This is a genomic window from Streptomyces sp. NPDC088246 (genome assembly GCF_044741025.1).
Lineage (GTDB): Bacteria > Actinomycetota > Actinomycetes > Streptomycetales > Streptomycetaceae > Streptomyces.
Window position 1 is genome coordinate 72,051 of sequence record NZ_JBIURV010000032.1, and the last position, 12,988, is coordinate 85,038.

Annotated in this window: 9 protein-coding genes and 3 pseudogenes; 7 read left to right on the top strand and 5 right to left on the bottom strand. The window is 67.2% G+C overall.

Going from position 1 to position 12,988, the window contains the following annotated elements; translation table 11 throughout:
• Positions 1-36 precede the first annotated feature (36 nt).
• From ACIPEK_RS33755 to ACIPEK_RS33785, 7 genes and pseudogenes are all read left to right on the top strand, one after another.
• Positions 37-1,260 carry an Ig-like domain-containing protein gene (locus ACIPEK_RS33755; protein ID WP_402004054.1) on the top strand — a complete coding sequence of 408 codons (1,224 nt, stop codon included), beginning with the start codon at positions 37-39 and terminating at the stop codon, positions 1,258-1,260.
• 137 nt (positions 1,261-1,397) lie between these two features.
• Positions 1,398-1,880: pseudogene (locus ACIPEK_RS33760) on the top strand (CocE/NonD family hydrolase); the annotation flags it as partial.
• A gap of 8 nt (positions 1,881-1,888) precedes the next feature.
• Positions 1,889-2,200 (top strand): annotated as a pseudogene (locus ACIPEK_RS33765) (GH116 family glycosyl-hydrolase); the annotation flags it as partial.
• 116 nt (positions 2,201-2,316) lie between these two features.
• Positions 2,317-3,177, top strand: coding sequence for a GH116 family glycosyl hydrolase (locus ACIPEK_RS33770; protein WP_402004057.1), 861 nt, complete (start codon positions 2,317-2,319; stop codon positions 3,175-3,177).
• Positions 3,177-3,743 carry a hypothetical protein gene (locus tag ACIPEK_RS33775; protein WP_402004060.1) on the top strand — a complete coding sequence of 189 codons (567 nt, stop codon included), beginning with the start codon at positions 3,177-3,179 and terminating at the stop codon, positions 3,741-3,743. Before ACIPEK_RS33770 ends, ACIPEK_RS33775 begins: the two co-directional genes overlap by 1 nt.
• A gap of 67 nt (positions 3,744-3,810) precedes the next feature.
• A pseudogene (locus ACIPEK_RS33780) lies at positions 3,811-3,919 on the top strand (IS5/IS1182 family transposase); the annotation flags it as partial.
• A gap of 471 nt (positions 3,920-4,390) precedes the next feature.
• A complete protein-coding gene (locus tag ACIPEK_RS33785) occupies positions 4,391-7,336 on the top strand; it encodes an AAA family ATPase (protein ID WP_402004063.1) in 2,946 nt (981 codons plus the stop codon).
• A gap of 66 nt (positions 7,337-7,402) precedes the next feature.
• Here ACIPEK_RS33785 and ACIPEK_RS33790 read toward each other — a convergent pair whose 3' ends face one another.
• The 5 genes from ACIPEK_RS33790 to ACIPEK_RS33810 form a co-directional block, all read right to left on the bottom strand.
• Positions 7,403-7,972 carry a hypothetical protein gene (locus tag ACIPEK_RS33790; protein WP_402004066.1) on the bottom strand — a complete coding sequence of 190 codons (570 nt, stop codon included), beginning with the start codon at positions 7,970-7,972 and terminating at the stop codon, positions 7,403-7,405.
• Positions 7,973-8,083: 111 nt separating this feature from the next.
• Positions 8,084-8,485, bottom strand: a complete 402-nt coding sequence (locus ACIPEK_RS33795; protein WP_402004069.1) for a hypothetical protein — start codon at positions 8,483-8,485, stop codon at positions 8,084-8,086.
• A gap of 51 nt (positions 8,486-8,536) precedes the next feature.
• Entirely contained in the window at positions 8,537-8,986 is a 450-nt protein-coding gene (locus ACIPEK_RS33800; RefSeq protein ID WP_402004093.1) for a DUF4277 domain-containing protein, read from the bottom strand.
• A 166-nt stretch (positions 8,987-9,152) separates the two neighbouring features.
• Complete coding sequence (locus tag ACIPEK_RS33805; protein WP_402004072.1) at positions 9,153-10,382, bottom strand: nucleotide disphospho-sugar-binding domain-containing protein; 1,230 nt, start codon at positions 10,380-10,382, stop codon at positions 9,153-9,155.
• A gap of 550 nt (positions 10,383-10,932) precedes the next feature.
• Positions 10,933-12,988 (bottom strand): thioesterase domain-containing protein (locus tag ACIPEK_RS33810; protein ID WP_402004075.1); only part of this gene is annotated, 2,056 nt, incomplete at its 5' end.

Sequence of the window (12,988 nt, forward strand, 5' to 3'; positions counted from 1 at the left end):
CCACCGACGAGAAGCAATGCCTTGGAGGTTTTTCCGTTGATCTCTGCACGCCGGCGCATACGCCGTACCGTCCCGCTCGGCCGCCCGGTCCGGCTCACCCTGATCGCGGGTACCGCGGTGCTCGGCGCCACGCTCACCGCCTGTTCCGGCGCGTCCGCATCGGACTCGGGCAAGGGATCGGGACACGTGGCCGGGAAGACGCCGGCGCAGGACACCAAGATCTCGGTGAACCTCCAGGGCGGCAGAGCCACCCCCGGGAAGCCGGTGACGGTGACCCTCGACAGCGGCAGGCTGAAGACGGTGACGACAAGCGCGGCCGAGGGGGACGCGCTCACCGGCCGGATATCCGCCGACGGCAGGACCTGGACATCGGACCGGCCGGCCGCGCCCGGCACCACGTACAGCATCGAGGCGAAGGACACCGAGGGCGGCAGCGACAAGGCCGGGTTCACCACCGCCGGGGCCGACAAGGTGAACAAGCTGACGCTGGCCCCCGGCAAGAACACCACGGTCGGCATCGCGCAGCCCCTGTCGATCGTCTTCGACAACCCGGTGAAGGACAGGGCAGCGGTCGAGAAGGCCCTGAAGGTCTCCACCTCGAACAACACCGAGGGCTCCTGGGGCTGGCTGCAGGACTACTCCGGCAAGGACCGCGTCGACTGGCGGCCCAAGGAGTACTGGCAGTCCGGTACGAAGGTCACGCTCGACGCCGACCTCAACGGAATCGACTCGGGCCCGTCCGGCGGCTGGTTCGTCCGCGACTACAGGACCACCTTCACCATCGGAACCAACCAGGTGGTCAAGGTCGACCTCGACCGCCACCGGCTGGCGCTGAAGCGGGACGGGAAGACCGTCATGGACGTGCCCATGTCGGCCGGCACCCCGGGCGGCGAGAAGGCGTCCTGGCGCGGCACGGCCGTGCTGATGGCCAAGGAGGGCACGATCAACATGCGCTCCGAGACGGTCGGTCTCGGCGACGCCTACGACAAGATGGTCGACTCGTCGATGCGGCTGACCTGGTCGGGGATGTATGCCCACGCGGCGCCATGGAACGCCGCCTACTTCGGGGTGGCCAACCACAGTTCGGGCTGTGTCGGAATGAGTGACGCCAATGCCGGTGCGCTGTACCAGCAGGTCCGGGTCGGCGACCCGTTCGAGATCACCGGCGCGGACGCCAAGGGCACGGTCGCGGAGGGCAACGGGTACGGGGCGTGGAATGTGACATGGTCCGACTGGCAGGCGAAGAGCGCGCTGAAGTGAGCCGTACGGCCGCGCCACGCTACTGACACCGCATCCAATAATCGTTACTCTCACGCAACTCACCGACGAGTTACCACGAGTAAGGAGCCAGGGTGACCGTTGGGTCACTTTGCACCGACGCGCGTGAGGAGTGACCCGTGGCACGCCCGTACCCGACCCTGCGCACCACCGCTTCCATCGGACCAGTCGCCGCCCTGTTCGTCGGAGCCGCCCTCGGCGCGGCCCCGGCGGCCACCGCCCGGACCGCCGCCGCAGCCGTGGCGGCGTCCGCCCGGAGCCTGAGGTTCTACGACATCCCCGGCTCCGGCAGTATCACACTCAAGGCCAATGTGTTCACGCCCGCCGGTGCGCAGCCGGGCGAGCGGCATCCAGTGATCGTGCTGCCCACCAGCTGGGGCCTGCCGCAGGTCGAATACCTCGCCCAGGCCCAACAGCTCGCCGACTCCGGCTATGTGGTGGTCAGTTACATCTCGCGGGGCTTCCGGCTCTTCGGCGGCAACATCGAGGTCGCGGGCCCGCCCGACCTCGCCGACGCCTCCTCGGTCATCGACTGGGCCCTCGCCAACACCCTGTCCGACCCGGACCGCATCGGCATGGGCGGGGTCTCCTACGGCGCGGGTCGGGCACCATGAACCTCACCGCGTTCGGCAAGGACGTGTCCGCCACCGCCGCTTGGAATTCGCTGAGTTCGCTCGCGAATGACGTATCGGACGACGGTAGACTCAGCGGCACACAGGACGCCGCGAGCCCCGCCGACCACACGACCGTCGACGGCGCACTCGCCGTCCCTGTCACTCTGAAACCGGGCGAGAAAAGAACCGTCCCCGTCACCCTCAGCTGGCACTTCCCCGGCGCCAAGAACTACAACGGCGGGGACGGCCGTCAGTACGAGAACTGGTGGAGCTCCGCCGACGGCGTAGCGGCGTACGTGACGAAGAACTACGACCGTCTGCTCGGCGACACCACCGCCTACCACGACGCCCTCTACGACTCGAACCGCCGCGCTACCTCATCGACCGCGTCTCGGCAGCCACCGCCGTCCTCCACTCGCCGTCCGTGTGGTGGGCGAAGAACGGCTTCTTCGGAGGCCGCGAGGGCTGGGGCTGCTGCCCCGGCATGCCCACACACGTCTTCCACTACGCCCAAGCACAGGCCTGGCTGTGGCCGGAGGTCGGGCAGCGCTGGACGCAGCAGTGGCTCGACAACGCCGACAGCACCGGCAAGATCCCGATGCGCTTCAACGGCGACAGCACCTTCACCATGGACGGCCAGACGGGCGTGATCCTGTCCGCGTATCGCACGTACCAGACCACGAACAAGTCCTGGCTGGACGGTAGTTGGCCACAGGTGAAGAAGGCGATGGACTACGTCGTCGCGCACGGCGACGCCGACCACGACGGCATCCTGAGCGGAACCTTCAACACCACCCTCGACGGCGTCGAAACCGGCAACGGCTCCTGGCTCGGCTCGATGTACCTCGCATCGGTGCACGCCGCGCAGAAGATGGCCGAGGCCGAGGGTGACACCGCCACGGCCGAACTGTACGGCTCCCTCTACGAGAAGGGGCGTATAGCGGGCGAGAAGGCCTATTTCAACGGCGACTACTACACCGAGATCAACTCCGACACCGGCGCCTCATACGGCAACGGCTCCGAGATCGACATGCTGCTCGGCCAGTGGTGGTCCACACAGCTCGGCCTCGGCGACATCTACGACAGCGCCCACATGGACAAGGCGGCCGGTGAACTGTTCAAGAACAACTACCGGGACAACCTGCTGGGCGACACCCCGTACTCCGGCTACAACTACAGCCACCAGTTCAGGCAGTACGCCCTCGAAACCGACGGCGGCCTGCAGATGATCGCCTGGCCGCATAGCGACCAGCCCTCCAACACCCTCTCTACTAAGACGAGTTGATGTCAGGCTTCGAGTACTCGGCGGCCGGACTCATGCTACAGCGCGGGCAGACAGAGGCGGGCCTGAAGGTCGTCAAGGCGATCTCCGACCGCTACGACGGGCGCGCCCGCAAGGGCCCATACATCTCGATGAGCACCTGCTCCACCGGCGACGGCACGGGCAGCCCCTTCGGCGACGACGAGTGCGGCAAGTACTACGCCCGCACCCTCTCTTCATGGTCGCTACTCACCGCAATGCAGGGCTTCTCCTACAACGGGCCGCACGACACGATCACCTTCGCGCCCACCTGGAAGCCATCCGACCACCGGTCCTTCTTCAGCACGGGTGAGGCCTGGGGCACCTTCACGCAGAAGCGCGCGAAGGGGGCAGGTCAGACCGACACCCTGCGCGTCCACCACGGCTCGCTGACCGTGCACACACTGAGGCTCGAAATCCCCAAGGGGGCGGGCACAGTCCACGCGGACGGCGCCGAAGTCCGCGTCTCCGGCACCACGGCGACCGTCGAGTTCCCGGCGCCGATCAAGGTGCGGAAGGGAGACAAGCTGACAGTTCGGCTCACATACTGAGCCAGCAGTGGGTGCCCGCCTGATCCGGCTGGGCACCCACTCGACTGTCCCACCCCGGTCGCGCCCTAACCCCAGCTTCCGCAAGGTCTGGGGCGACGGCGGGTACCGCCAGCACCTCGTCGAGGACGCCGCGACCCTGGGCATCGACATGGAAATCACCCAACGCAAGCCCGGGACGGACGCCGTGACCGAGCACCTGCAGAGTCCTTCCCGGCCGGCCGCCCCCGAAGCGGCGGCGGCCAGCGAAGCGAACGGCTGGGGCCGCCGCAAGGCGCGCCAGGAGAAGGAACTCGACCAGCTCCCTGTACGAGTCCGGGCGGTGCTGACGGCGCCGCGTCCGAAAAGTGACCCATCTACGGCGTGTCACACAGTGACTGCGGCCTGATACCCGCACCCCGCCCCCGGAAGAGACCGCCCGGGGCCCGGGGCCGCAGCGAATCCCACGCCGCATCCGTACCTACATTTTCAGCCACTTCCCCGTACCGGCGGATGAACAGCAGACGACGCCGAGCACGCTGCTTACCAGCGGAATTCACTTTTCCGTTTTCGTTTGATCAAGATGAACTCCATTCGTTCGAATCCACTTGCTATGTTTACAGCCCTGGGAGATGCGATCGTGCACAGGGGGCAGGATGGAAGCTCAGCAGATGGCTCAACTCATCCACAGGGAAGGCGAGTTGAGTGCGCTGAACGCCCTACTCACCAATGCGGGAGCGGGGCGGGGCAGCATCGCATTGGTCAGCGGGCCGACCGGCAGCGGGAAAACGCTATTGCTACAAACATTTTGTAAACAAGCGGAAAACTCTAACGCCATCTTGTTGAATGCCGTAGCGTCCCGCGCCGAATGCGAGCTGCCGCTGGGCGTGATGGATCAGCTCTTCAGAAGTGAGGCGCTCCCCCCTGAGTTCCGCGACCGGGTGAACGAACTGCTGCCGGAAGAGCTCGCCACCAGCCGCAGAGCGGGCTCCGACCCCGTCCTGATGAACCAGCCGAGCATCGCAGTGGCCCATGGCCTCCGGTCGTTGCTGCTGGAGTTGGGCGAGCGCGGACCCGTGGTGGTGAGCATCGACGATCTGCAGTACGCCGACGCGCCCTCCCTCCAGATGCTGTTGTTCCTGCAACGCCGCATGAAGGCCTCGCGGACGCTGCTGCTGCTCGCCGAACTGTCGACGGTCCGTTCGCCCCACCCGGTCTTCCACGCCGAGCTGTTCCGGCAGCCGAACTGCCGCAAGATACGGCTGGAGATGCTGCCCCGTTCCGGTGCGCACACCATGATTGGAGCCAGACTCGGCCAGGCCAAGGCGCTGGAGCTCACCGAGGCCTACCAGGAGGCCTCGGGCGGAAGCCCGCTGTTCCTGTCCGCACTGCTGGACGACTACGAGGCGGTCCACCGGCCCAACGCCGGCAGCCACGAGAGCGAACCCGCCGTCCCCCAGGAGGCTTTCCGCAATGCGCTGATGGGCTGCCTGTACCTGGCGGAGCCGGCGGTCCTCGAAGTCGCTCGGGCGGTGGCCGCGGTGGGCAAGGTCATATCGTCCGTGTCGATCGGCCACATCCTCGGCCTGGACACGGCCACGGTGGAGCATGCGATCGCCTCACTCACCGCCACCGGCCTGCTGAACTCGGAGAACTTCCGGCATCCCGCCGCGCATACGGCCATCCTGGAACAGGTGGCGCCCGAAGGCCGGCACGAATTGCACCTGCGGGTCGCGGCCGCCCTCCAGAACGAAGGCGTGCCACCGGTTGTGGTGGCAGAACAGCTCGTCGCGGCGGGCAAGGCTCCCGAAGAGTGGATGATCAATGTTCTGAGGGACGCGGCGCATTCCGAACTCGCCGCGGCCAGAACCGGCATGGCCTGCGAATACCTCGAACTGGCCCTGACCTACTGCGCCGACAGCCGGCAGCTGACGGCGCTCACCGCGGACCGCATGCGCATCGACTGGCAGAAGTGCCCGCTGAAGGCCATGCGCCACGCCATGCGATTAAAGGAGGCCCTGCGTGACGGGCACTTAACCAGCCAGGACACGGGCCTGCTGGTACGCAACCTCCTGTGGCACGGCCGGTACAGCGAGGCACGCGAGACGCTCACCCTCTGGGAGGCACGCGACTCCGGGACCCGTCGCGCCCCGTCGGAGGAACTCGCGGCCTTCAACGGCTGGATCACGTACTCGCATCCTTCGCTGGTGGCCGTTCCCTCAGGCTCGCCCGGTACGCCCGGCTCTGCTGTGTCCTCCGCTGCCTCCAACTCCCTGGATTCCGCAGATTCCTACACTTCCTACGGCGCCTTCGGATCGCCGACCGGGGCCGAACCGGAGACAGGTCCGGGTCCGGTACGCTCCTTCGGACGCCAGGCAATCACCGTGCTGTGCCGTCTGCTCGCCCAGGGCGCGGATGACGAGGCCGTGACCAGCGCCGAGGGGGTCCTCCACAGCGTCGGCCTGGGTGTCGCCACGCTTGAGTCGTTGCACGCCGCCCTGCTCACGCTGATCTGCGCCGACCGCCCGGAAAGGGCTGCTTCCTGGTGCGAAGAACTACTGAAGGAGGCGGCGGACCAGGGCTCGCCAACCTGGCAGGCAGTGTTCGCGGCGGTACGCGCTGACGCGGCCTTCCGCCAGGGCGACATGGCCACCGCCGTGCAGCACGGCGAGGCCGCGCTCGCCCAACTCCCCATCGCCTCCTGGGGCGTCGCCATAGGCGGCCCGCTGGCGACCCTGATCCTCGCCACGACCATGATGGGGCAGTACGACAAGGCGGTGAAGTACGTCGGACTGCCGGTGCCGGACACCCTCTTCGACGCCCGGTACGGACTCCATTACCTCAACGCGCGCGGGCACTTCCATCTCTCGACGAACCGGCCCGTGGCGGCGCTCGCCGACTTTGAGAGCTGTGGTCGTCTGATGCAGGCCTGGGGACTCGACCTGCCGTCCTTGATCTCCTGGCGCACCGGCGCCGCCGAAACCGCACTGGCCCTCGGACAGAAGAGCCGGGCCAAAATGCTCATGGAGGAGCAGCTGACCCGTCCTGGAATGCACCAGCCGCGCACCCGGGGGGCATCGCTCCGGCTGCTGGCCGCGGCCGGCGATCTGGAGGATCGGCCGGCACTCCTCCAGCAGGCCGTACGGTTGCTGCAACCGGACACCGGACGCTTCGAACTCGCCCGCGCACTGGCCGATCTCGGCGACACCTACAGGCAGTTGGGCGATCCGGACCGGGCCAGGGGGACGGCGGACAGGGCGGCCGAGATGATGAAGTCGTGCCAGGTGTGGACGGAGTGGGAGCAGCCGCTGCCGGTAGCGCGGCCCTCGCACCCGCCGACCGTACCGACGAAGCGACACGCTGACGGGCGTCACAACGATGGACGGCACGCAGAACAGAAGCCGACCGGCGCCGAAGCGCTGACCGACGCGGAGCGACGCGTCGCCGAGCTGGCCGCGATGGGGGCGACCAACCGGGCGATCGGGCGGAAGTTCTACATAACGGTCAGTACCGTCGAGCAACACCTCACCAGGGTCTACCGCAAGCTGGACGTCAGTCGGAGAAGCGATCTGGCCGCGAGGCTCAACATCGTTTCGACAGAGGCCGAGTCCGCTTGAGCGGCCTCTCGGGGCAGGGGGCGGTGCTCCTGCCGCCTCTGGGTCCGGACTTCGCGGGTCACAGTTTCAGGTCTGTGGCCAGTGGGTTTGTCCGATGTCGGTGTCGAGGAGGTCGAGGAGGTGGAGTTGGACGCCGCGGGTGATCTGGACGGTCGGCAGGTTGGTGATATGGCCGATCCGGAGGGTGAGTTCGCCGGGGTGGTAGAAGATCAGGCGGCCGGTCGGGCGGACCCGACGGTTGTCGGGGTAGAGGCCGGTCAGGGTCTGCTCGGGGCCCAGGGCCCGTTTGTCCTGCCGCTCGATCAGGCAGAACACAAGCAGGGCCAGGCAGATGACCTGGATGAGAGCGGCTACGCGACGGTTGTGCTGCACGAAGACCGGGGCGACGGCGAGCGGTCCCTTGAAGTCGTGGTAGCGGCGCTCGACCGCTCCCTGGCCCTTGTAGTGGACCAGGATCTGGCCCGGATCTGCTTCCTCGGCGGGCAGCGAGGTCAGCAGCGCGTACCAGCCATCGACCGCGGCCTCGGCACTGAGGACATCCTCATCAAAGTGCCAGTCCAGAGCGGGGACGCCGTGCTCGTCCTCATTGACGTGAAAGCGCAGGCAGGACGCGAAACGGCGCTTCGCCGCGATCACACCGAGGCGCCCGACGTTCTTCTCGGCACTCCTGTAATGCCGTCCGCCGGCCGCCCCGGCGAGCTTCCCGAGATCCTCAGCCGCCTTGGTCAGGCGCTTGCCCCGAGCGGCCTACTGGCCGGCGGCGTTCGCGGCGCAGTGGACCAGGATCCGCCGCACGGTGAGCTCGGGATCGCTCTTCCTCGCCCCCTTCAGGGTATGGGTGTCCTCCAGCACCCGGTAGCTCTCACGCCGCACGGCTGCCTTGCCCGCGTCACTGCCCGGTACCCAGTCCACGGTCGTGGCCCGGGTGAGGTCGAGGGCGGCATCGACCACCTCCTTGACCTGCGCGGCCGGGGACGGAGCGATGAACTGAACCCCGGCCCTCAGCAGGGCGGCGACGTAGGAGTACGACACCAGCTTGGAGTCTGCGACCATCAAGAAGCCGCGGGCGCCGACCATGGCACGCACGTCCTTCATCGCGCCGACGACCTGGCTGACCGCGGCCGCCGGTCCGCCGAAGACCCGGGGCATGGACCGGGATACCGCCGTCGGCCGGCACCGCGAGCCCGGCCTGGACCTGTTTCAGATCCACCCGCCGGTCCTTGGGATGCCCGTAGCCGATGACCGGGAAATCCTCGTCCTGGCCCTCGGCCGGATAGGCGCCGGGACGGACATGCTGGTCATGTCCCAGTGCAGACGGGACACATCGATGCCGAACTCGGCGATCGACCGAGCCCCGACGGTACCGGCAACGTGCTCCAGACGCGGGGCGATCGCATCCAGAGCCCGAGCCAGCCGGTCGTCGTTGAGCAGGCCCGGCTCGATCCCGAAGACTTCCTCCACCGCCCACGTGCGAGCCCAGTCATCGACCCGCACCAACGGTGCGGGCCCGGTCAGCCGGTTGGCCACCATCGCCTCGATGACCTGCCCGTGCGTCACGAGCGCGCTGACGCCACCAGGGCACACCTCATCGATGATCCCGGCCAGATCCAGTCGGCGAGTGAACTCGGAAACGACAGGCAGAGCGCTCAGACGTTTCCCACCACGGACGTCACCGCTACTTCAAAACGCTGACGCTGAGACCGTGGCCGCGGGGACCGGGAAGTCTTCGGCACACCCCACCCAACGCCACACCCCGGCCCGAGGACACCCCCGACCGTTCAGACCATACGAATCAACGACCCGCGAAGTCCGGGTTCTAGGGTTCGTAGATCCATTCCAGGTATCGCTCGATCTCGTCCGCCGCGCGCCGCGCGCCTCCCGCACGGCGTGCCTGGCGTTGGAGTGCACGTACTTGGCGGCCCGTCTCCAAGTCGCCGACGAGCACGACGACCGCGTCCACGAGCGATTGCGGACCGGCGGCCTCCGGCGGCATCTGCACCCCGAGTCCAAGTTCCACCACCCGGTCGGCCACCGCACGTTCGCTGGCGCACGTGGGCACTGCGACCAGTGGCGTATTGAAATAGAGAGACTCCATGACGCTGTTCAGGTCCGAGTGACAGACGAACGCCGCCGCGCAGCGCAGCACCACCGAACGCGGAACCCATTCATGCACTTCGACGTTGGGCAACTGCTCGGCCGCCTGAAGCACACCTTCCGAATTGCTGTTCGTCATGATCACCACGTGCAGCGGCTGTCCAGCGAGGGCATCCACGCAGCTCCGGAGGAAATCCGCGTCCGCACCTAGGAGTTCGTTGTCGAGGGCGAAGCACACCACGGGCAGGCCGGTCGCGGGCAGCTGCCAGCGCTCATTCATCCGGCGTTCCGGTATGCAGGGACCGACGAACGCCACGCGACTGTCGAAGAGGTGCCCGTCTGCCTGAAATTCCCTGGGCAGCAGGGCTATCGACAGGGGCTCGGGTCTCGTACAGAAGTCGCTTGGCGACAAACCTGCTTGCTCTGCCGGGGAGAGAAAGCGGAACAGCCGCTCCCGGATGTCCGCGGGAAGGCCACTGACGCACTCGTCGATGCCGGAATCGGATACGGCGGCGTCGTCACGAACCAGGACGTCGCCGTTGGCGAAGGACGGGTAGATCTGCACCGCCGGCCGGTTCCAGCGAAAGGTCAGCAATCGAGCGGTAATCCGGGTCGAAGCCTCGTACAGCACCAGGTCGGGCACGTCGTCGGCGAAGTCGGCATGGATCGCCTCCGCCCAATCAAGCGTGGCTTCGACACACACGGGGTCCGCCGGCCCGCTGCATCCCCAGAGGTCAGTCTGCAGTCCGTAGGTGGGACAGGACTCGTGGACCAGGACGTCGACGCCGGTGATGACGGCACGCTCGGCGAACTCCTGAGTGGTGACGTAGGTGATCCGGTGATCCCTGCGGTTCAGTTCCTGGGCTATCGGCAGCATCGACCGGCTCTGGGTCTCGGCAGGAGCGCCGAGAACGACAATGCTGTAGCGCGACGGGGAGGGATCTTCGGCCATGAATACGACCTCCCCCGCTCCCTGTGCCCGAGGCACGGTTCGTCGCCTCCCGCAGGGCCCGGGTGGATTTCCACGGGGAACTTGGTTTGTTAACAACTCGCTCAAATCGCGTCCTGTGGTACGGCGCCGGAGCGTACCACGCACGAGGCGCCATGCAAACACAGTCGACCGACTTCATCTGACCGGCTCAGTAATGTCCGGTCCACACGGGAACCATCCGAACGCACTACAAATATCCTTACTTCTGGGAAAATAACCGGCCCGCACATGAATCTTTCACAACACGGGGAATTGCTTTGATCCAGGAGGGGAGGCGCACGCTTACATCGAGACAAATTCACTGTAAACTATTTCACCGGACACAACAAAGCCCCTAACCAACCCCCTAAGGGGTGATTATTGCTGAATTCGAGCCACCTAATTCCATGATTGGCTGACTCACGCCGGGTGGGGAGCACGAAGCCCCGGTGCGCTGTGGGCGTCACCGGGGCTGCTTGCGGGATATTCCGTTCCCGCGAGCGGATGCGGGAAGGTCAGATCTCCGGAAGGTTCAGTTTCCAGAAGGCTCATTTCTGATGGTTTCCGGGAGCGATCCAAGCCATTTCTCGACGGATTCGGCCGTGGTGGGGGCCGAATTCTCCAGCAGGGTGAAGTGGTTCCCCGGAATCTCACGCAGTGTGTGCGGGGCCGGCCAGGAGGAGCGCCAGCTCTCGTCGCCATCGGCGCTCGCGGCCGCCCCGGGCTCCCCGGCTCGACCCATGAATGATTCTGTCGGTCGTACGAACAGGACGGGTGCCGCGACTGGCTGCGGACCACACTGAGTGATGAGTGAGCTGTACCGGCCCATGGCCGACAGCCTGGCCGCGGTGAAGATGCCGAAGGCATCCTCGCGCTCCAGCATCCCGTCCAGCATCTGTGCCCAGAGGCCGTCGGACGAGTCGCCCGCGTTCGCCGAGCCGTCCGCGGCAGCCTGCTCATTGCTCTCGTCGGTGGGGAGATAGGTGTCCAGCAGCACGATCGCGGCAGGCATCACCCCTTCGCTCTCCAGGCGGCTGGCCGTGGCATGCGCGAGCTGGCCGCCGGAGGAGTAGCCGACCAGTGCGAACCGTTCGTCACCAGCCAGCCGCCGTACGCTCTCGGCGAAGTGGTCGACGGCTGCGTCCACCGAGTCCGGCAGCTGCTCCCCGTCCACGAATCCGGGCGGCGTCACCACATGCACATCGCGCACACCCCTGAAGTTCGCGGCGAGCCGCGCGTACTGCTGGGCTCCGGCGAGCGCCATCGGCGATGGAAAACAGATCAGCGACGGACCGCGGGGGCCGCGGGCCAGCCTCACCGGCGAGCTCACGGTGCGCAGTTGGGAGGCAGTCCGGAAGGAAGGACGCAGCTCGGCCACTGCGTTCAGCAGTGCGGTGCCTTCTGCCATCTTTCCCTCCTTCACTGCGGCCCGGAACAGCTCGCTGAGGGTCTCCGGCATGCGCGACGGGCCAGCGGCGGCAACGGCGACACGGGGGGCAGCGGCAGCGGATGCCTGCACCGACGGGGCGGAGCCCAGTTCGGTACGCAAGTACGAGGCGAGCCGGGCCGGGTTGCCGAGATCGAACACCGCTGCGGCCGGGACTTCCAGCCCGGTGGCGCGTTGCAGACTCTTCCGCAGTTCTGTTGCGGAGAGCGAGTCGACTCCGGCCTCCAGGAAGCCGCGCTCCGGATCGACCTCACCGGCAGAGTCATGGCCCAGGACCGCAGCCATGTGTCCCACCACTACTTCAATCAGCAGCTTCTCCTGCTCAGGTGCAGGGAGTTCCGCCAGGCGTGCGAGCAGCCGGACGGCCGCCAGGCCGTCGGAGGGCTCCTGGGCGGCCGCAGAATCAAGCCCGTCGGTGACAGCCCCACCAAAGAGCACGGGCGAGTCGATCCAGTAGCGGCGATGCTGAAAGGCGTAGGTGGGCAGGTCCACTGCCCGTGCGCCACTGCCCTTGTACAGCGCCTGCCAGTCCACTGCGGCTCCGCCGGCGTGCAGCAGTCCCAGTCCTGCCAGAACCGCCCGGGCCTCGTCACGCCGCTTGCGCATCATGGGCACCACGGTCACCCGATCGGCCTCGCCTGCCTCCAGGCACGGCTGCACCAGCCCTGACAGCACCGCGTCCGGTCCCAGCTCCACGAATCGCGTTACGCCACGTGCCACTGCGGCGCGTATGGCGTCGTTGAAGCGGACGGCTTCGCGGACGTGGGTCACCCAGTAGTCGGGGGACGTGAGCTCACCCGGTGTGGCGGTGCGTCCGGTGACGTTCGAGACGACCGGGATACGGGGCTCGCTGTAGGCGAGGCCCGACACCACCGTGCGGAACTCGTCCAGCATCGGGTCCATCAGCGGGGAGTGGAAGGCGTGCGAGACCTTCAGGTACGAGGTCTTGCCGCCCTGGGCGCGTACCGTCTCCACGACCTTCTCGACGGAGGCTGCCGTGCCGGAGACCACCACTGCGCGGGGACCGTTGACCGCCGCGATCGCCGCGTTGCCGACGCCGTCGAGGTGGGTGCGGACATCGTCTTCGGTGGCCTGGAGGGCCGCCATCACACCGCCGTCGGGCAGCGCCTGCATGAGCCGG

Excerpts from the sequence above, each read along its gene's own strand:
- ACIPEK_RS33775 (WP_402004060.1), top strand. The coding sequence starts at position 3,177 with ATGTCAGGCTTCGAGTACTCGGCGGCCGGACTCATGCTACAGCGCGGG.
- ACIPEK_RS33785 (WP_402004063.1), top strand. The coding sequence starts at position 4,391 with ATGGCTCAACTCATCCACAGGGAAGGCGAGTTGAGTGCGCTGAACGCC.
- ACIPEK_RS33795 (WP_402004069.1), bottom strand. The coding sequence starts at position 8,485 with ATGCCCCGGGTCTTCGGCGGACCGGCGGCCGCGGTCAGCCAGGTCGTC.
- ACIPEK_RS33805 (WP_402004072.1), bottom strand. The coding sequence starts at position 10,382 with ATGGCCGAAGATCCCTCCCCGTCGCGCTACAGCATTGTCGTTCTCGGC.